The sequence below is a fragment of the Azospirillum thermophilum genome (assembly GCF_003130795.1).
GTDB classification, from domain to species: Bacteria; Pseudomonadota; Alphaproteobacteria; order Azospirillales; family Azospirillaceae; genus Azospirillum; species Azospirillum thermophilum.
The window spans coordinates 18,249-36,006 of record NZ_CP029360.1; the positions used below are offsets into that span (position 1 = coordinate 18,249).

At 67.7% G+C, this 17,758-nt stretch carries 26 protein-coding genes; 16 read left to right on the top strand and 10 right to left on the bottom strand.

The features are described 5' to 3' along the window. Positions 1-220: 220 nt before the first annotated feature. Positions 221-415, bottom strand: coding sequence for a hypothetical protein (locus DEW08_RS31480; RefSeq protein ID WP_168220586.1), 195 nt, complete (start codon positions 413-415; stop codon positions 221-223). A 129-nt stretch (positions 416-544) separates the two neighbouring features. Between DEW08_RS31480 and DEW08_RS31485 the strand changes: the two genes are divergently transcribed. The 10 genes from DEW08_RS31485 (at position 545) to DEW08_RS30900 (ending at position 7,279) form a co-directional block, all read left to right on the top strand. Continuing rightward, positions 545-919 (top strand): helix-turn-helix domain-containing protein, encoded by a 375-nt coding sequence (locus tag DEW08_RS31485; protein ID WP_281262087.1) that lies wholly within the window; start codon positions 545-547, stop codon positions 917-919. 13 nt (positions 920-932) lie between these two features. Further along, complete coding sequence (locus DEW08_RS30385; protein ID WP_109334529.1) at positions 933-1,319, top strand: MarR family transcriptional regulator; 387 nt, start codon at positions 933-935, stop codon at positions 1,317-1,319. A 102-nt stretch (positions 1,320-1,421) separates the two neighbouring features. Continuing rightward, on the top strand, positions 1,422-1,763 hold the full coding sequence (locus tag DEW08_RS30390; protein ID WP_109334531.1) for a hypothetical protein: 342 nt from the start codon (positions 1,422-1,424) through the stop codon (positions 1,761-1,763). Between the two features lie 51 nt (positions 1,764-1,814). Beyond that, on the top strand, positions 1,815-2,087 hold the full coding sequence (locus DEW08_RS30890) for a hypothetical protein (protein WP_146214805.1): 273 nt from the start codon (positions 1,815-1,817) through the stop codon (positions 2,085-2,087). Further along, positions 2,080-4,185, top strand: coding sequence for a ParB/RepB/Spo0J family partition protein (locus tag DEW08_RS30395; RefSeq protein ID WP_109334533.1), 2,106 nt, complete (start codon positions 2,080-2,082; stop codon positions 4,183-4,185). The genes DEW08_RS30890 and DEW08_RS30395 overlap by 8 nt, the downstream gene beginning before the upstream one ends. A 101-nt stretch (positions 4,186-4,286) precedes the next feature. Continuing rightward, positions 4,287-4,538, top strand: a complete 252-nt coding sequence (locus DEW08_RS30400) for a hypothetical protein (protein WP_109334535.1) — start codon at positions 4,287-4,289, stop codon at positions 4,536-4,538. Then, entirely contained in the window at positions 4,538-4,930 is a 393-nt protein-coding gene (locus tag DEW08_RS30895) for a hypothetical protein (RefSeq protein ID WP_146214806.1), read from the top strand. Before DEW08_RS30400 ends, DEW08_RS30895 begins: the two co-directional genes overlap by 1 nt. Beyond that, positions 4,927-5,808 (top strand): tyrosine-type recombinase/integrase, encoded by an 882-nt coding sequence (locus DEW08_RS30405; RefSeq protein ID WP_146214807.1) that lies wholly within the window; start codon positions 4,927-4,929, stop codon positions 5,806-5,808. Before DEW08_RS30895 ends, DEW08_RS30405 begins: the two co-directional genes overlap by 4 nt. A gap of 8 nt (positions 5,809-5,816) precedes the next feature. Then, positions 5,817-6,518 (top strand): hypothetical protein, encoded by a 702-nt coding sequence (locus tag DEW08_RS30410; protein WP_109334541.1) that lies wholly within the window; start codon positions 5,817-5,819, stop codon positions 6,516-6,518. Between the two features lie 98 nt (positions 6,519-6,616). Next, positions 6,617-7,279, top strand: a complete 663-nt coding sequence (locus tag DEW08_RS30900; RefSeq protein ID WP_146214809.1) for a hypothetical protein — start codon at positions 6,617-6,619, stop codon at positions 7,277-7,279. Positions 7,280-7,369: 90 nt separating this feature from the next. Here DEW08_RS30900 and DEW08_RS30415 read toward each other — a convergent pair whose 3' ends face one another. Both DEW08_RS30415 and DEW08_RS30420 read right to left on the bottom strand, forming a co-directional pair. Continuing rightward, entirely contained in the window at positions 7,370-7,684 is a 315-nt protein-coding gene (locus tag DEW08_RS30415) for a BrnA antitoxin family protein (protein ID WP_109334543.1), read from the bottom strand. Beyond that, positions 7,626-7,922 (bottom strand): BrnT family toxin, encoded by a 297-nt coding sequence (locus DEW08_RS30420; protein WP_109334545.1) that lies wholly within the window; start codon positions 7,920-7,922, stop codon positions 7,626-7,628. The genes DEW08_RS30415 and DEW08_RS30420 overlap by 59 nt, the downstream gene beginning before the upstream one ends. A 481-nt stretch (positions 7,923-8,403) precedes the next feature. Between DEW08_RS30420 and DEW08_RS30425 the strand changes: the two genes are divergently transcribed. From DEW08_RS30425 to DEW08_RS30445, 6 genes are all read left to right on the top strand, one after another. After that, positions 8,404-8,613, top strand: coding sequence for a hypothetical protein (locus DEW08_RS30425; protein ID WP_109334547.1), 210 nt, complete (start codon positions 8,404-8,406; stop codon positions 8,611-8,613). Between the two features lie 75 nt (positions 8,614-8,688). Next, the gene (locus tag DEW08_RS30430; protein WP_109334549.1) at positions 8,689-9,108 is read left to right on the top strand and encodes a type II toxin-antitoxin system HicB family antitoxin; all 420 of its coding nucleotides are present in this window, start codon (positions 8,689-8,691) and stop codon (positions 9,106-9,108) included. 58 nt (positions 9,109-9,166) lie between these two features. Then, on the top strand, positions 9,167-9,307 hold the full coding sequence (locus DEW08_RS31490; protein WP_168220588.1) for a hypothetical protein: 141 nt from the start codon (positions 9,167-9,169) through the stop codon (positions 9,305-9,307). A 2-nt stretch (positions 9,308-9,309) separates the two neighbouring features. Beyond that, entirely contained in the window at positions 9,310-9,603 is a 294-nt protein-coding gene (locus tag DEW08_RS30435) for a helix-turn-helix domain-containing protein (protein WP_168220589.1), read from the top strand. A 46-nt stretch (positions 9,604-9,649) separates the two neighbouring features. Then, entirely contained in the window at positions 9,650-10,024 is a 375-nt protein-coding gene (locus DEW08_RS30440) for a hypothetical protein (protein ID WP_109334553.1), read from the top strand. A gap of 2 nt (positions 10,025-10,026) precedes the next feature. After that, entirely contained in the window at positions 10,027-10,362 is a 336-nt protein-coding gene (locus tag DEW08_RS30445; RefSeq protein WP_146214810.1) for a hypothetical protein, read from the top strand. A gap of 32 nt (positions 10,363-10,394) precedes the next feature. Here the strand turns inward: DEW08_RS30445 and DEW08_RS33640 are convergent, their stop codons facing one another. The 7 genes from DEW08_RS33640 to DEW08_RS30480 all read right to left on the bottom strand — a co-directional run bounded on the left by DEW08_RS33640 (position 10,395) and on the right by DEW08_RS30480 (position 17,752). Further along, positions 10,395-11,324 (bottom strand): lysozyme, encoded by a 930-nt coding sequence (locus DEW08_RS33640; RefSeq protein WP_342760823.1) that lies wholly within the window; start codon positions 11,322-11,324, stop codon positions 10,395-10,397. Continuing rightward, positions 11,285-11,473, bottom strand: a complete 189-nt coding sequence (locus DEW08_RS30455; RefSeq protein ID WP_109334559.1) for a hypothetical protein — start codon at positions 11,471-11,473, stop codon at positions 11,285-11,287. Before DEW08_RS30455 ends, DEW08_RS33640 begins: the two co-directional genes overlap by 40 nt. Positions 11,474-11,539: 66 nt before the next feature. Beyond that, a complete protein-coding gene (locus tag DEW08_RS30460) occupies positions 11,540-11,890 on the bottom strand; it encodes a hypothetical protein (protein ID WP_109334561.1) in 351 nt (116 codons plus the stop codon). Beyond that, entirely contained in the window at positions 11,877-12,113 is a 237-nt protein-coding gene (locus DEW08_RS30465; RefSeq protein WP_109334563.1) for a phage tail assembly chaperone, read from the bottom strand. Before DEW08_RS30465 ends, DEW08_RS30460 begins: the two co-directional genes overlap by 14 nt. Continuing rightward, on the bottom strand, positions 12,103-12,504 hold the full coding sequence (locus DEW08_RS30470; RefSeq protein ID WP_109334565.1) for a hypothetical protein: 402 nt from the start codon (positions 12,502-12,504) through the stop codon (positions 12,103-12,105). Before DEW08_RS30470 ends, DEW08_RS30465 begins: the two co-directional genes overlap by 11 nt. Beyond that, positions 12,501-16,970 (bottom strand): phage tail protein, encoded by a 4,470-nt coding sequence (locus tag DEW08_RS31610; protein WP_181449500.1) that lies wholly within the window; start codon positions 16,968-16,970, stop codon positions 12,501-12,503. The genes DEW08_RS30470 and DEW08_RS31610 overlap by 4 nt, the downstream gene beginning before the upstream one ends. Further along, on the bottom strand, positions 16,970-17,752 hold the full coding sequence (locus DEW08_RS30480) for a hypothetical protein (RefSeq protein WP_109334567.1): 783 nt from the start codon (positions 17,750-17,752) through the stop codon (positions 16,970-16,972). Before DEW08_RS30480 ends, DEW08_RS31610 begins: the two co-directional genes overlap by 1 nt. Positions 17,753-17,758: the final 6 nt, after the last annotated feature.

Sequence of the window (17,758 nt, forward strand, 5' to 3'; positions counted from 1 at the left end):
AGTTTCGACGCTATGCATGGCCGCCCGCCCCGCTTAGCGTAGCGGCCTCGCATTTCGCGATGCTGTGCCGGATGCACTGCATTATGCATACCCCGGTGTGTTCCCATTGGGGTCTGCCCGTAGCAGGCAGGGGACGCTTGCTATGGCATGTAGCGTGCAGGTCCGGTCGGACAGCATGGAGAAGGCGGTGATGGGTAGCAGGCAGCGGATTGGCCATGGATCACGGCTCCCGGCGCTTCGGTTTGCCACGGGGACGTACGGGCAGGCCGTAGGCGCGGAAGAGCTTCAGGATCGACGTGCGGCCGCGCCCGACCTCTTTGGCGAGCAGGTCCAGCGGTTCGCCAACGATGTAGCGGTCGTGGAGCTCCTGCAGCTGCATCACCCGGTCGCCGGGAGCGATGATGTGGACTTGCACGATCTGTCTGACCCGCCTGTTCAACCCGCGACTGTCATTAATAGTCCTGGCACGGCAATTAAGCAACATAGGACTAAACACCGTACAAGGGCAAATACCTGCTTGGACGGAGCCGCCATAATCGCGGCCATGGCAATCCGCTCGAACACCCCGGGCAGGCCGTACCTCTTGGTCGGTCAGCGAATAGAGGCATTGCGCCTGTATGCCGGCTTGACCGTGACTGAAATGGCCGAGGTGATGGGCACCTCGCAGTCCCGCTACACCACGATCCAGTACGGCCGGGCCCTGCCCGATGCCGAAAAGTTGGAGCCGCTGTGCGTGCGGTGGGGCCTGTCGCTGGACTGGATATACCGCGGCGACCGCCGCCTGATGCCGGTAGGCATCATGGACGAGCTGGACGTGAAGCTGCAGACGCTGGTGGACGAGGAGGGGCGGCCGCACCAGCGCCGACCAGGCCGGCCGGCCGGAACCAGCAGGAAGCGCGCACCGAGGGAGGAAGACTGACCAGATCGGCAGCATGACTGCCGATCTGCCCGGTCCTGCGGGCTGGTCGGGACCATACGACCCGGAACAGTACCTGCAGGCAGTATCTGAGATCGAGGCCTTCGACACGTGGGCCGACGCCGTCGGAATGCGCGACCCGGCGATCAGAGCCCTGTGGCTGGCGATTGCCCGTGCCGATCTGGCAGGGGAGCCCCTGACCACTGCGGACCTCTACCAGCGCACCGGCGTGTCCCGTTACGTCGTCTCGCGCATGGTGCGGCGTTGGGCGTCGCAGAAACTCTTGGTCGCCGAGCGAAACCCATTGAACCAGCGACATACTATAGTATGCTTGACCAAGGATGGCCGCCGGTACCTGATGAAGGCGCTGGAAGCAGTGATCGAGCGGAATATTTCGGTTTAGAAATCCGATTATGGTTAGCGATTTGCTACCATCTGCTCAACTTTTACACCACCATACGATGGCGTGTTGCCGCGGCGCACAGTAGGCGCCTATTTTGCTCTCATGCTTGGTTCCCTTTCCCGGCTGTGGCGCCGTCGGCTCGACGTCGTCCGCCGCATCGAGCGCGCGGCGTCGGTGCCGTCGGCGCTCGCCGATGAATTCGCTGACCTGAACGCGGTGATCGCCAAAGCACCTGCCGAGACTGACGATGACCGGGAAGTCAAGCTGGCCCTGCTCCGCGAGCTGGCGGAGGAGGCTCCTGACCGCGAGCTGATGCTCGATCTCATCGATTCCCTGGCGGAGGGGTTGCGTGCCGGGCGAGTCGTTGATGAGGCGCTACCGTTCTGCGTGCGCGGCGGCCGCGCGAAAAAGACGCAGGGACGGTATTTTCCGCTGGAAAAATAGACACGAAACGGCAATTAATTGGGGCAGAACTACCCCGATGGGATTGCCGCCATGGTTCCAGACGCGCACACCAGGGCCGTGCAGCAGCTTTGCCGTGCTACACGTCGCCCGCGGGAGTATGCACCGCCACCTCTGACTGAATCGGACCTGCTGGCGGCCCTGCGCCACATGGTGGACATCGGCCGTGCCTGTCTGGACGAGCTGCCCGGCTTGGCCGCGGCGCCGGCCGTGATCCTGCGCAAGTGCCGCAACCGCGGCTGGGTGTGGGGTAGCCGGGTGACCATTGCCGGCCACCGCGCCCTCCAGGAGGCCGATCATGCCTGACACCACGTTGCTGATCAGCCCGTTGGCTGCCAGCCTGTTCGAACGGATGCGCGCGGCAGGAATGGGGATCCCGGATCTGGCGAAGGCTGCAGGCATACCGAAGGCATCCCTGGAGCGCCTGTTTGTCGGCATGGCAACCGACCTGCCGGCAGCCGAGCTCGGGGCGGTCGCGGCCTTCTTCGGGGTGGAGCCGGAAGCGCTGACCCAGGCGGTGCAGACCGGTACCGGGCTGCCTGCGAAATCGTTTCGGGGCGAGCGGGTGCTGCTCCCGCTGCGCGTCCTGCGGCGGTCGTCGCGCAACCCGCGCAAGCACTTCGATCCGGAGACCTTGCGGCAGTTGGCGGACTCGATCCGGTCCTTCGGGATTCTGCAGAACCTGGTCGTGCGGCACGATCCCCAGCCGGGCCAGCCCGAATTCGTGATCGTCGCCGGCGAGCGGCGGTTCCGCGCGGCCAGCCTGCTGGCGGAGGCCGGAGACCTGGACCCCGATCAGCCGATCATCCCGGTGGCGGTGGTCGACGCCGACGACGCCCGTCACACGGCGATGGCCATCCTGGAGAACCTGCAGCGCGAGGCCGTCCACCCCCTGGACGAGGCGCAGGGCTTCGCCGACCTGATCGCCCTTGACCCTGACCGCTGGCGGCCGAGCACGATCGCGCAGGAGATCGGGTGCAGCGCGCGCCATGTGCAGCTGCGCGTCGGCATGTTGCAGAAGCTGTGCGACCAGGCGCAGCGTGCCATGCGTGCCGGCCTGCTGACCGTCTCCCAGGCCTATGTGCTGGGGACGGCCAGCCACGCGAGGCAGGCCGAGGTCCTCCGCCACATCGACCGTTACCAGACGCTGCAGCAGCTGCGTGACGCCGTCACCGACGGCCTGGTGCCCGTCACCCGCGCGAAGTTCGACCTCGACGGCTTCGCCGGCCGGATCATTACGCTGGACAACGGCGCCCGCTACTTCGCCGACCGGGAGGAGTTTCTGGCGGCCCAGCGCGCGGCCGGCAAGTCCCTGGCGGACGCGATGGCCGAGGCCTGGGCCTGGGCCGAGTTCCTGGAGGATGGCTGGTTTCCAGCAAACCGCTTCGAGCCGGAGCGCAGCGACGAGGCCGGCGCCGGCGTGCTGGTGCTGATGCACCCGATTACCGGTGTGATCACGATCCATGACGAGCTGCTGCCACGGCAGGAGCAAGCACGGCCTGCCCCTGCCCCTGCCCCTGCCCCGGAGCCGGAGACCTGGACCCCGTCGGTCGCGCCGCAGGACCAGACGACGGCAACCCAGGCCCCGGACGCGACGCAACGCCGGCGGGACGAGGAACAGGTGGCGCAGCTCCGCCAGTCGCTGGCCGACCGCATCGCCAAGGACAGCCGCACCGCCCTGGCGCTGCTGCTGGCGGATGCCTTGCGCAGCGAGGAGGATGCAGGGGTTCTCGAGCGCGGTCCCAGCGACGACCCTGGCCTGCCCGCGTCGCTGTGCCGATCTGGCGGACCGCTGGCCACTCTTGGCGGCGACGTCATGCCGATCGGCCGCGGTCGCGTGGCGGCCCGTGATGAGGAGGCCACGGGGCTGATCTTGAGCCGGCTGATGAGCATGCCGATGCTGCAGCTGCTCGAGGCTTTCGCCGCCTGGGTCGCCGACCATCTTGCGACTCCCGCCGGCGACCTGTCGCCGGCGCTCAGGGAACTCGCGCGGGGCTATGGAATCGCCACGCCAGGGCAGCCGCAACAGTCCGCTGATCAGGATGCACAGGACCTGGTCGACCGCGCCCGGCAGCCGGACCCGGCGCCCGATGCTGATCTGCCGCTGCTGATCACCTACAGCGGCGGTAACCAGATCGACGGGCGGTTGATGGAGAGATTCGCCGTGGCCGTCGCCCCCTTCATCGACGGACAACGGTCGGTCAAGGTCACGTTGCCTGACAGCAAGATCGGGCTGCAGCTGAGCCGGTGCGGCGATGACGAGAGCCGGTACGAGATATCGAGCTACATCGACCAGTCCGGCTGCCACTGGAGCCACAGCTGCATGAGCAAGACGAGGGTTGTCGCGTTCCTGCGCGAATGGCTCCGGAAGGAAGAAGCCGAGCGCAGGCTGACCATCCATTGATCTGCGGTGTCCGGGTCGTGACGGACACCACAGCGGCGGCCGCCGCCTTCCCCCCACGTACCCGGGCGGCGGCCGCCAACCCACCTGCAGGAGAGCCTCCGATGCCACAGGCGAAGATGACCGCCACCGAGATCACCGTCGCCGCAGCGAAGCGGCGGCTCGAGCCCTACTTCCTGGAGTGCCTGGGGGAGATCGCGCGCCGGGCCGGTCTGTCGAGCGGTGATGCACTGCTGGCGACGCTGGCGGCTGATCAGGTGCCGGCGACAGTGCGGAAAGTCCGCGAGTTCGTGATCTGCTATTACCGCGCCATGGCGCGCGGTGAAGTCGCCTTGGACGGCCCCACGGTCCATTGATGGCCACCAAGCCCGAGTTGCCCCAACTGTTCGATGAGGTGGAGCTGGCGCGCCGGATCGGCGTTCCGGCCGAGCTGCTGTGCATGGAGCGCCAGGCCGGCCGGCTGTCCTACTACGCGATCGGCGGCGGTTACTGGTATACCGCCGAGATCGTTCAGGCTTGGCTCGCAAGGGTGAGGGAATGCCCAGAAAAAATTCCGGCCCCCACCTCGTCTGGCTCAAGAAGCGCAAGAAATACTACATCTCCTACACCGAAAAAGGACGTAGCCGCCTCGTCTCCACGGGTGCGGGAGATCGCGGCCGGGCTCAAGCAGCGCTCGCGGAATTCCTCGCGACCAGATCAACCGCAGCGGACCCCGCTGCTGGTCGTCTCCGGGGGCCCGCAGAATTGACGGTCGAGCAGGCCCTGGTCTGGTACGCCCTCGAACATGGGCCCGACGTGCGCGCCACGAAGGCGATCGGCGTGGCGATCGAGCACCTGTCCGCGTGGTGGGGCACCCGCACCGTTGCCGACGTCACCAGGGCCACCGTGTCGGCGTACCGCCGGCACCGGGAGAGCACCGGCCGCGGCCGCGGCTTGACCAGGGAGCAGCCGGCGGCTGGCGTCGCGCCGGCGACGGTCGACCGGGAACTGGTGGTGCTGCGTGCCGCCCTGCGCTGGGCCCATGCCGTCGGCCGCCTGACGATGGTCCCGAAGATAGAGGCCGGCACGGAACGCCCGCCGCGCGACCGCTGGCTGACCGTCTCGGAGGCTGCGCAGCTGCTGTGGACGGCCCGGCGATCGCCGCCGCACATCCTGCTCTTCACCGCGCTCGCGCTCTACACAGGGGCCCGCCACTCGGCGATCGTCGAACTGACGTGGGATCGGGTGGACCTGCAGGCCGGGATGATCCGCTACCTGCCGACCGGCCGCAGCCAGACGGCGAAGCAGCGGCCGACCGTTCCGATCCCGCGGCCGTTGCTGATCCTGCTGCGGAAAGCCCGCAAGACGGCGGCCAACCCCTTCGTGATCACCTGGCGCGGCCGGCCGGTGGAGAGCTGCCGCACCGGGTTCCGCACGGTGGCTGCCCGCGCAGGTCTCGCCGGCGTGACGCCCCACGTGCTGCGCCATACCGCCGGCACATGGATGGCCCAGCGCGGCGTCGATACTTGGCAGATCAGCGGCTTCCTGGGCCACACCGAGGCCCGGACCACCGCCCTCTACAAGCACCACAGCCCAGAGTACCTGGACCAGGCCCGGGCGGCCATGGAGGGCCGCCGGCGCCGCTGAAGCTCTGCATGGAGTTGACGCGCATGGCAAGAGACCTCGACCTCGACCGGAAGATCAGGCGGGCCGCCGCCAAGGGCATGCCCATCGAGGAGATCTGCGCCCGCTACCAGCTGGCGCTGCAGCGCGTCGTGCGGGTTCTGCCGATGGTTCCGGCGCCGCCCGCGGCGGCCGTTGTTGAGCCTGTCGCCGCACCGGTACCGGAGCCCCCTGCTGTGACACCGGTAGTCGCGCCGGAACCGATTCAAGACGTCGACCTTGCGCCGCTGCCCCCGGACGACACCCGGCTGCTTGATTACCTGCGCCGTGTTGCACAGGGCAACCTGCCCTGCCCGTCCCTGACGACCCTGGGCGACCTGGTTGGGAGAGGCGACAACTGGGCAGCCGCCGCCCTGCAGCGGTTGGAGGCCAGCCGCCACATCGTCGTGGAGCGACGCGCCGGCGGACGGCGCCGGATCAAGGTCGACGGGCTATGGAGCGACTGGAGTGCAAGCAACTGGCGCCGCACGAGAATGGCGCCACCCGCCAGCGAAACGCTGATCGACCAGGCGCGCCGTCACCTCATGAGCCGGGACCACGTGGTGGTCGGTGCTGGTGAGGGACTCTACAAGATCAACGGCCGCATTCGATCCGCAGATGAGCTGGTCGCCATGGCCAACCGGTCGCTCGCGGCGATAGGAAAGCAGCCGCTTTCGACTGCAGGGCCATCCTGAACCACACATAGGGTCGTCCCGATAGCGGATAGCTAAGCTGGAAGGCAAAGGGTATGGGTTGCACTCATACCCGCATACCGGAAAGTTAGGGGGCGACCATGGGGAAGGTACAACCAAACTACCAGCAGAAGCTCTTTGACGATGCCGAACTGGAGCTGCCGCAGCATGACGCAATCGTGCGGTGGGTGGATCGGCTGATCCGGGAACGGCCGTGTGCACTACTGGACATGGTCGGACTTGGTTACACAGTGGATGAGGATGGGGGGCCACGGGGTTGGCAGTACCTAGAGCCGTACATTGACCATCACCAATGCGGTCAGCTTACGTACGAGACCTACAGGGAAACCCTGGAATGGGCGACCGGCCACCAGCCACCAGAACCCACGCCACCATCAATTAGGATCGGTAAACCGATCTGGGAAGAAATCGTCCAGAACAGAGGCGGCCACGACGTGGGTGCTGTCGACTTGGTAACGTACATCTTCAGGCGGTCGATTGGTCTGAGAGTTGAGCTTCTCTGGAACCAAACCAGACAGTCCACTTGGGAGGAAGGATCTGAGCAGAGAATTCGAGTAGCATTCGAGGCAAAGACCAGGATTCCTGCCGTAGGAAAGCTGCTGCGCCAGATCCAGCTCTACCGCAAGCACTGGCCGGGGACGGTGTTCGTGGTGGTAGCGCCAGCGAGCGAGTTCCGCGGTGAAACACGACAGATCCTTGAACAGCAGGGCGTGATCCCGTTGATCTATCAGTCGAACCAATAGAGGATTGGCGCCATTGCGGCGGGCATAAAGACAGGGGTGCGAACGGGCGTCCGGGGAGCAGCCGTGACGCCGGTTCACTAAGGGGGAATATTAGGCGCGCTTGGCCTTTTCGTGCTCCATGTATGCCCGGAGCACGTTGTTAATCTTGGTCTGGTAGCGGTCGCTGTTGCCGCGAAACCACTCCAACACGTCCCGATCCAGTCGAATGCTAACCGCCTGTTTATTAACAGGTTCGACAACGCGCGCAGTTTTAAACCACGTGTCGTCGGCTAGAGGAGCGGCATCGGGGTCGCTTTTCACGGCGACCTCGATGTCGGCATCCGTCTGGGCGTCGAACTTCGACCAGTCAGCTGGCTGAGTCCGGGGCGTGGCCAAGGAGCGCCGAATGATACGCTCGTTGTTCACGTTTGTTCGCCTTCCTTGCTGAGATGATGCGACAGACATTGCCGCGCCAAGTGTGGACCACCGCCAGGAGGCGACCATCCACGTGACCGAAAGTCACAAACCGAGTTTCCGTACCATAATCGCGGAGATCAGGCCGCACTATGGTAGGACCTTCAAATACATACATCGCGTCATCAAAACGAACGCCGTGCTTTAGATAGTTGCGTTCGTTCTTTTCATCATCCCACTCGAATTCCATGTTGTTTCTCTTAACGGTTTGATAGGAAAGCTATTTCTAGCTTGGCAGTGAGACATGACAGACACCCTACGTCTGGTTGAAAAAGCTCCCGCTGTGCCAGTTAAGGCCATTCGGCGGGAGCACTTTCTGTATATACACTCGCGTATACAAATGTCAATCGCGGCTTGGCAGGCCTATTCTGGAACTGCTGCGAACGGTCCCTTTTAGAGGGACCGTTGCCATAGCCAAACCCCTTGATTGTCTTCACAATTTTCTTGGATGTCCGCGTTACCGTCGGCGCTTCCCGGTAGGCGCTGACGGTGGCTTCCAGCTGCGCCCGCTGACCCGGCCCGGCCCGCGACCGCCAGCCGCAGCCCCCGCCGGCGATGCCACCACGTCCTCGTCACCTCACCGACAGAATAGGGCAGATCTGCCACTTTTCTTGTTGACGGCATGGGGCAGATCTGCCATATTCCTCACATCAGCAACGAGCGAGGGAGACATGCCAACGAAACCACGGGTCCTCGCCGCCGCCATCAAGCGGGTCGGCGGAGTGATCAAGAACAAGTCCAGCGGTCACAAGATCGCAGTCCACCAGGGGCGTAAGGCCGACATCCCATTTCATGGCGGCGGTTACGAACTCTCCGACAGGCTGGTGGACAAGATCCTGACGAGTTTGAGCCTTTCACGGAAGGACGTTGGCCTGGAGTGATCCAGGCCAACGGCCCCACAGCAGATAGTCGAGACCATCGCCGGAATTTGCCGGCACCGCCAAGGAGGGCGACCCATGATCTATCCCATCGTGTTCGACGAGGAGGGCGGCACCGTCATCGCCTCCGTCCCCGATCTGCCGGGCACCCACGACGAAGGCGCGACGCGCGAGGAGGCGGCCGAGCGGGTGCGGCAGGCCGCCCTCGCCATGATCCAATCCCTGATCGACGATCGCGAGGCGGTGCCCGATCCGTCGCCGGCCGACGGCCGGCCGGTGATCGTCCTGCCGTCGCAGGCCTGGACCAAGGTGCTGCTCCACCGCGCGCTGCGCGACCGCGGCTGGCGCAAGGCCGACCTCGCCCGCGCCATCGGCGCCGACCAGAAAGCGGTGAACCGCCTGTTCAGCTTGTTCCACGCCTCCCGCTGGGACCAGGTGGACGAGGCCTTCCGCGCGCTGGGCAAGACCTTCATGCCCGATGTCCGCGACGCCGCCTGAACAGCCGTGACGCGGGCGCCCACTGGACGAGCAGTGCGCGGCACGCCTCGCGCAGACCATGCACCGCCGTCGTCACCCGTGGGCCAACGCGCCGGAGGAGGCCGCCGGGCTCGCCCGGGCCGGCCGCCGGCGGGTCCTGGCCCTGTGGGAGGAGACGGCCGGCTGCTTCGCGCCGGCAGCAATGGATTACGGGGGATGAGAATGACCAGCACTGTGCTACCGCCGCATCACCCGCTGGAGATCGGCCGGCGGCTTCACGCGACCCGGCTTGGGCTGAACCTGAAGTCGACGGAAATCGCGGAGGCGATCGGCATCACAACTCAGGCCTGGTCGCAGTATGAGGCGGGCTCGCGACGCGCCTCGCTGGACGTCGGCTTGGCGCTTTCCAATCGGTTTCGGATTCCGCTGGACTGGATTTACCGGGGGGAGCTGGCGTCGGTGCCGTACAGCTTGGCGCAAGAGATCATGCGCCATATGGCCGGCGATCAGGCTTGAGGCGGCTCTCTTTCCAGACGGAAACTGTTCCGCTATTGTTCCTGTCATGTGGTGGGGACCGGACATCAGCGGCCTGACGCCGCTCTACGCCGACACGGCGATCGAGACGCTGCGGCGCTGCGGGATCACGCGCCTGCGCGCCTTCTGCGTGGCGCCGGGCTGCACCCATTGGGAGTGGCTGAGGGTCGAGGAGCTGCTGCGGCGCCTCCACCCGGGCACCATGTTGGTGCAGTTGGCCCGCCGCTGCGTCTGCCGAATTTGCGGCGCCCACGGCTGCCACGTCGAGATTGCCGACCCGCCGCGCGCCGGCACCGACGGCTATCGGGAATGGCTGGAGACCGAGGTCCGGAAGGCCGAGGCCCTCCTCGCCTGGGCCTATAGCGACGAAAACCGGTTCCGGCTTGGCCGGCCGGTGCCGTAGCCATGCCGCGACCAACACGGACCTTCGGGTACTGGTCCTTGGAGCACTGGTGGCGGGCCGGCTGCCGCGCCGTCGAGATCCACTGCACCGCCCCGGGCTGCGGGCACGCGGCCGAGGTGCCGCTGGCCGACCTGCTACGCCAGGTCGGGCACCAGGCAAGTTTCGTCGCCATCGCCCGGGCGGCCAGGTGTCGGCGGTGCCGGCGGCGCGGCTGCCACGCCCAGCCCGGAGAGCTGCCGGGCGAAGGCGACCCGGGGTACGAGGATTGGCTGGCGCAGGAGGTCGAGCGCTGCGAAACTTTCCTGCGCCGAGCCGGCCGGCTATCCCCCGAGGGGTAAGGGCCGCCGGCAGTCGCGGCGGCCCTGCCCTCTCACAGCGACGTCGCGCGGCGTTCCCGGACGAGCGCCATGATAGTGGCGACCAGCGCGACCGCTAGCACGCCAGCCGCGACCAGCGGCCCCTTGGCCAGCAGCCCCTGCCAGACGTCGACGACGCCGGCGACCTGCTGCTGCGCGACCTGCACCTGGTCGGCCACCTGTTGTGCCTGCTGCGCCACCTGGAGCGCCGGCGTCACCAGCTCGCTGACCAGCGTCAGTGCGCCACCGACGGCGAGACCACCGGCGGCGACCCGGCCCGGCGCGGACTGCGCGACCGGCGGCGGCCCGACCGGCTCGACCGCCTGCGCAATCGGCGCCTCGGCCGTGGCCGCGGCCAGCGACACCCCCTCGAACAGCGCCCGCTCGGCCTGGCGCCGCTTGACCAGGCCGGGCAGGACCCGACCACCCCCCTTGATCCACTTGCCGAATTCGGCGGCGGCCCCGTCGAAATCGCCGCGGTTCAGCTTGACGCGCATGGTGGAGGGCTTGCCGTTGCGCAGCTGCACGAAGCCGTCCTTGCCGGGGTCCTTTCCGGAGGCCGCGCGGCCGGCGCCGACGTTGAACACGAAGCTGACCAGCGCCCCATACTGGCCGGGCGTGAGGGGCACGGTGACCGCCCGGTCGACGATCGCCGCCGCCTCGGCCAAGTCGGTCTGCAGCAGCTCCTCGGCGCGCGCCGGCGTGATGCGGTCGCCGAGCTGGACGCCGCCGGTGTGGCCGTAGCCGATGGTCGGGACGCCGGCGGGGCAGAGGTAGGCGGTCAGCTTCAGCGACTCCGACTCCTTGATGAGCGGCAGGATGAGCGGCAGCGACGCCGCGAACAGCGGGTTCATGGTCATTCCTTCAGGTTGGGCCGGCGGCGCCGGCCGAGGGGTGCGGTCGATCACCACCAGCGACTGGTGCCGGTGGCGCGCGAACGCCATTCGCGCCAAGCGATCGCCAGGCGGATCAGGACGAGGGCGAAGCCGCCGGCCGCGGTGGCGAAGGTCAGCCAGCCCTGCAGGTAGACCACCCAGAGAGGCATCGTGGCGGCCGCCGTGCCGGCGGTGAGGTCGGTGACGGAGCGGATCACAGAAGTCCTCCGGGCATGAAAAAAGGCCGCCTGATGGCGGCCTAAGGATTGGAGTGTTGTCGCGGATCAAGAGACGGGATCAGGGGCCTGATCGGGAGGCGTGTAGGGCGCCGCCGGCTGGGGCGGGGTCTGGGGCTGTGGGAAGCTGATGCTGTCATCCAGAAGCAGCCGGGCCACCGCCGGGGGAAGCTCGATCGACAGCAGCAGTGCCGCCTTGGCGTCGCTATACAGCAGGCCGATGGCCGCCGCCGCGAACGCGGCATAGCGGTCGCGCTGGGAATGGCCGATAGCCGCCATGGCGAGGCAGGCATAGAGCCAGTCGGGATCCGGCTTTCCCTCGACATCGAGGTGCCTCCCGAAGTGGAAATCGCGCTCGATGAGACGGATCAGCGCGCTGCAAAGATCAGGCGTCTGCATGTTTCACCTTCTGAGGTGCAGCCGGCCAGACGACGGCGGCCGGATTGGGGAAATCACGATTGATGGCCCGCAGGGCCGCCCGGTAGGCCCGGTAGGCCTCGCGGCACTCGGCGGTGTATGGCGAGTCCGCGACCATCACATGATCGCAGTCGGCGAGGCGGCTGCGGGCCTCCGCCTGCACCTCATCCCATGTCGCGTCACGACCGGTGAACTTAACGCGCATGGATCAGTATCTCCCGCGTCAGGTAGGGCCAGGATTCCACATGGATCGCGTAGCGGCCGGGGAAGATGGTCGAGAACTCCAGGGTGGGCTCGTCCATCTGGTATTGCAGGGCGCCGATCCGCACGATGGCGCCGGCCGGGATGCCGCGGATTGTTGCGGTGTCCAGCCCATCGGCCTGGATGCTGGTCTTGTCGGCCTCCAGGCCGTCCAGGATGGGGCGGGGGCGCGGCTCCCCGGTCGACGGGTCCACATACTCGCGGGCGGCGTCCAGCATGACGTCCCACAAGATGGCGTAGCCGGGGAAGGACAGTTCCGCGGTCGCCTCCGGGCCGCTGCAGGCCTGCCGGACGCGCCCGGTCGCGCGATCCCAGGCGGTATAGGAGCGCATCATCGCTTGACCTCGATTGCGGTTGTGGAAACGTACGCGACTTGGCAGCCAAACGGGCTCATTCCGTTGTCCGCGCGCCGCGCCCATAGCTGGTAGGAGAAGCGCCCAGCCCCTTGGGTGTTATCCACGATGGAGAAGCACCAGGGCTTGGAAATGCCGGAGATCAGCGACCCGCCGCCAACGTCGGTGTCGGAGATCTGGCCGCCGAGCGGCGGGGTGAGGTCCACCCACCCCCATTGCTGGGAGTTGAAGTCGTAGTAGGCCCGCATCAAGCGGAACTCCAGCATCGGCACGCCGACGCGACCGCTCGGGTAGGTGACGCCATAGAGGATGTTCATGCAGCTTGCGATGAACAAGATAGGTTGCCCAACCGAGTCAATAATCGGCGTGTTGCCGACCGGCACCCACGCCGATGTCATCGTGTAGGTATTGCCGTCGTAGCCCGTCGTCGGGACCGTGACCGCGTTCCCTTCGATGGTGATGGTCTTCACCGTGGCCGTGCCAAGCTGGGCCGAGTCTGTGATCAGCGTGCCGGTCGACAGCTTCTCCGCCGTGACGGACCCGGCCGCGAGGTTCCCAGCCTGCACCGCGTTGGCCGCGATGGTGCCGGCGGTCACAGCGTTGGCGGCGATCTTTCCTGCCACCACCGACCCGGCCGCCAGCTTGTCGGTGGTGATGCCGCCGTCCTCGATCAGCGTCGTCCCGCTCATCGGCACCACCTCGATGCCGCCGATTTCCAGCGTGCCGGCGGTGGTCTCGTGCAGCAGGCGGAATTGCCAGCGTGTCCCCCATTGCCCATCCACGTTGTCGACCACCGCCTCGAAGGTCACAAGCTGGTCCTTCGGGAGGTTCGAGCCGGTGAACTGGTAGGGGACGCCGTAGCCGGCCCAGGTCCCGGCGTTGGGGGCGCCCAGCAGGTTCCAGGCGACCGCCGGCTGGTGGAGCAGGAAGGAGGCCTTGCCCTGCCAGTCGGAGTGGATGTAGACCGACCAGCGCACCCGGTACTTCGATCCCGGCCGCACCGGGAAGAACTTGGTGAAGTAGTCCTTCGGCCCGCCGGTGGCGGCCAGATAGACGTATCCCTCGGTCCTCCACCACGTCTGCGGCGCGTAGTTGATCCCGTCACCCGGCGCCGGAACCCCCTGCGTCGAGTTGAACCACACCAGAGGGTCCCGGCAGGCGGGGTCCGGCGCCACGTTGTTGGCCGTGCCGACCAGGATGGACGAGGCCCGCACCGTCTCGGCCGCGATCAGGTTGCCGGTGATGCTGCCGGCGGCGAGCCGGTCGGCGTTGATGCTGCCGGCCGTCATGTGGCGGGTGGTGACCGAGCCGTCGACCAGCAGCGCGCCGTCCGTCTTCCGCGTCAGCTTGACCGCCGACAAGATGACAAACCCGCTGGCAACGTTCAGCGCGTCGGCGCCGAAGCGGAGCAGGACGGTCGAGCAGGTGGGGGGCGTCACGAAGGAGAGGCGGTTCCGCCCGGTCAGCAGTGTGCCGGTCGCCCCCTGCACCACCCCATCGGAGCGGGTGTAGGATGCCGCCCCCAGACCCGCGCCGGATGGGCTGTACTGCAGAACGTCGGCCCAAGGCCGCATGGTGTCGGCCGCCGCGGCGATTTCCAGCACGTATTCGGTCCCAGGGTCGACCGGAATGGACCGCTGCAGATAGCTCAAGCGCTGGCCCTGCATGGAGGCGTAGTTGACATGAAAGGCCCGCGGAACGCCCATGCCGGCGACAATCGGGTGCGTGCCGTCGAGCGGCAGGTAACCCGGCCCCTGGGCGCTCCAGTAGGCGTCATCCTGGATGAAGGGGTCCGCGACAAGGTTGTTGGGCACCACCGCCAGCTTCGAGGCGGTGATGGAGCCAGCGGCGAGATGGGTTGCCTGGATCTGGCCGGCGGCCACCTTGTTTGCCGTCACGGCGTTGGCCGCCAGCTTGTCCGTGGTCACAGCGCCGGCCGCGATGGCGCCAGCCTGCACCGCTTCGGCCGCGATGTTGCCCGCCACGACCGCGTTGGCGGCCAGCTTGCCGGCCACCACGGCGCCCGCCGCCATGGTGTCGGCCGTCACGGCGCCCGCCGCCAGTTCGCGGGTGTTGATGGCGGCGGCGGCGACCTTGCCGGCCACCACGCTGTCCGCTGCCAGCTTGTCGGTCGTGACGGAGCCCTGGACCAGCAGGGAGGCGCCGGTGGCCCGCCGAAGCGTCAGGCGCCCCCAGAAGGTGGGGGAGGCGCTGCCGTTGTGCTCGACCACGCACATGAAGAACATGCGCAGCGCCGTGGCCGGGACCGGGACTATCCCCTCGACAAAGGTCCATTGCGATTTCACGTCGGTGTAGCCGCCGAGCGCAAAGCCGAACCCATTCCCGCCGTTGGAGTCGGCGAAGGACAGCATCAGGCCGGCACGCTCCGGGGCGGTATTGAAAATCCACCCGGAGACGTAATAGGCCTCGCCGGCCGTGACGGGGAAGCTACGCCCCCAGGTCAGCGGGATGCGCGCGTGCCCTTGGACGCGCCACCGGCCGCCGGTCAGCGGATCGTTGGCGTTGTCCGGGGCTTCGCTTATCCAGGCGTCTTGGACCACCCATCCGTCGAGCGATCCCCCCTGAAAGTCGGGGTTGAGCAGCAGGTTGCTCGGGTCGGCGAGCACCAGGTTGCTGGCCGTCACGGACCCGGCGGCGATGGTGCCGGCCGTCACGGCCCCGGCCGCCAGCTTGCCGGCGGTGACGGATCCGGCCTGCAGTTCGCGGGCCGTCACCGCATTGGCCGCGATGGTGCCCGCCGTCACGGCGTCGGCCGCCAGTTTTCCAGCCACGACGGAGCCGGCCGCCAGCTTCTCAGCGGTCACGGCTCCGGCGGCGATCTTTCCCGCCACCACGGCCCCCGCAGCCAGCTTGTCCGTTGTCACGGCTGCGGCGAAGATCTTCTCGGCCGTCACCGCGCCATCGGTGATCTGGGTTCCGACGATCTGGCCGGCCAGCTTGGCCGCCTGCAGGCTGGCGATCTGGTCGGACGAGAGCTGGCCCGTCACCTTACCGGCCGGGAGGCTGGCAATCTGGTCCGGCGAGAGCTGGCCCGTCACGACGGCGGCGTTGACCGCGGCGATCTGGGCGGCCTGTAGCTGCCCCTGGACGTCGGCCGCTGGAACGCCGGTCACCCATTGGCCGCCGGTGTAGCGGTATGCCTTGCCGGCGACGAAGGCCTGCCGACCCTCGAAGTTCGCGGTGGCCGGCAGGGCGCCCAGGATCTCGACCGGAGTGATGCCGGCGGCGAATTTCGCCAGGGTGACGGCGCTGTTCGATAGCTGGTCGCTGCCGATCTGGCCCGTCAGGTTTCCGGCGGAGGCGATGTCAGCCCACCTCGCCCCGTCCCAGGTGTAGAGACGTCCCTGGTAGCGCAGCGTCGTCACGCCGCCGCTGGGGGCCCCGCTGGGCAGGGTGGCGACGTCCTGGATCGGCCGCAGGTCGGACGGGAAAGCCGACAGGTCGAGCGCTCCCGGCGTCACCTGCACGCCGGCCGAGAAGGCGCCCCGGTTGCCGGAGACATCGACCGAGCGCGCGAACAGCCACCGGGAAACCCCGCTGGCGAAGCCGGACAGCACGACAGCCGATCCCTTGGCGTCCTGCATGTAGACCGCAGCCGCGGCGTTGTTGGTCGCGGCCTGCCACCACTCCACCCTGTCCAGGTCAGGGGCGGTATCGTTGATCCAGGAGAGGAATATCGTCTGGAAGCCGACCTGGGCCTGGATCCCGGTCGGCGGATTGGGGGCGGAGGTGTCGCCGGCCGCTGCGATGGCGGATTCGTCCGACCACGCCGACACGCCAGCCGCCGTCCTGGCCCGCACCGACACGCCGTAGGTGTATCCGGGAACCACGGGGAGGCGATAGCCCAGGCCGCCGCCGGCCGAATAGGTGGTGCCGGTGGAGGCGTTTCCGGGCCAGCCGCTCGTCTGGCCAGAGCGCACCAGCACCTCGTAGGTGACGCCCGGAGCGGCGACGGCCGACCAGCTGACCAGCAGCGTGACGATCAGCGTCGCGTCCTGCGTTACATCGCGCTGTGTCGCCAATGCAAGGCCAGTCGGCGCGGGCACGGCGACACTGCCTGCGCCATAGCTGCCGTCTGGCTGCACTACCACCGGCCGGCCGGCGGCGTCGCTGGTCGGCGGCAACAGGGCATAGCGGCCGAGCAGGGTCGGGTAGACCCGCTGCTGCCCGGCGGGCCACACCACCCGAGCGCCGCCGTTGGACGAGTCATAGACCGCCAGCACCTGCAGGCGGTCGGCCGCCACCAGGCGGACCCGCAGCAGCTCCGACGTCAGGCCGTCGTCACGGGCGACGATCGTCTCGTCGCCGATCCCCATCCTGCTGGCGAACGTCCAGTAGGACGGCTCGGCGCCCTGCAGGATGATGTCGCCCTGATCACCGACCGTCGTGCTGATCTCGCTGACCCGATCCGGATAGACGAACGTCATCAGAAGCGCCTTTCCTTGATTTGGAAGGACTTGCTGAAGATCCCGAGGCGGGGCTCGTTGACGCCGCCGGTGTCCACCGGCTTGCCCCACACCGTGTAGTGCGCCAGGTTCGGCGCATGCGGCCGGGTCACCAGGAGGACGTCACCGGTCTTGCCCACCAAGCGCTCGACCTCGAGCGCCACCGTGTCGCGCTCCTCGCGGGTCAGCTCGCCGAAGTCGGCCGACATGATGCGTCGGCGCACCCCGGCCCGGGCATACATCTGCCCGCCGGCACCGTCGCGCTCCTCGGCAGTGTCCTCCCACCGGGTGCTCCAGTTCGGCCGGAGGTTATGGGCGAAGCGGTGGAGCGGCATGATCACCAGCCGGCCGGCGCGTGAAACCTGGAGCGCCGGGTCGGTCAGCCGCACCTCCCAGTACCTCGCCGTCACCGTGGCGGGCAGCAGGTGGATGGCGTACCCGTGCGCGGGGTCGACGTAGGCGGTGCCCTGGTAGCTGTAGACCACGCCGGCGGAGAGATCCGGCGATGTCGCCGATGCCGACAGCTGCATGGTGGCCCCCGGCCCGGCGTTGACGATCAGCAACACCACGGCGTCGACGGCCAGGTGGGCGCCGAGGTCGGCGCGCAGCGCCAGCTCCGGCCCATCCTGCTGATGGACGCGGGCCACATGCTTGCCCTGCAAGCGGTCCACCCCGAGCGTCGCCGGTCCGGGATGGAGGGCGGTCAGCTGTGCGCCGTCGGCCAGGTTGATCCAGCCGACCCGCGCCGTCTTCTCGTTGTCCATATTAGA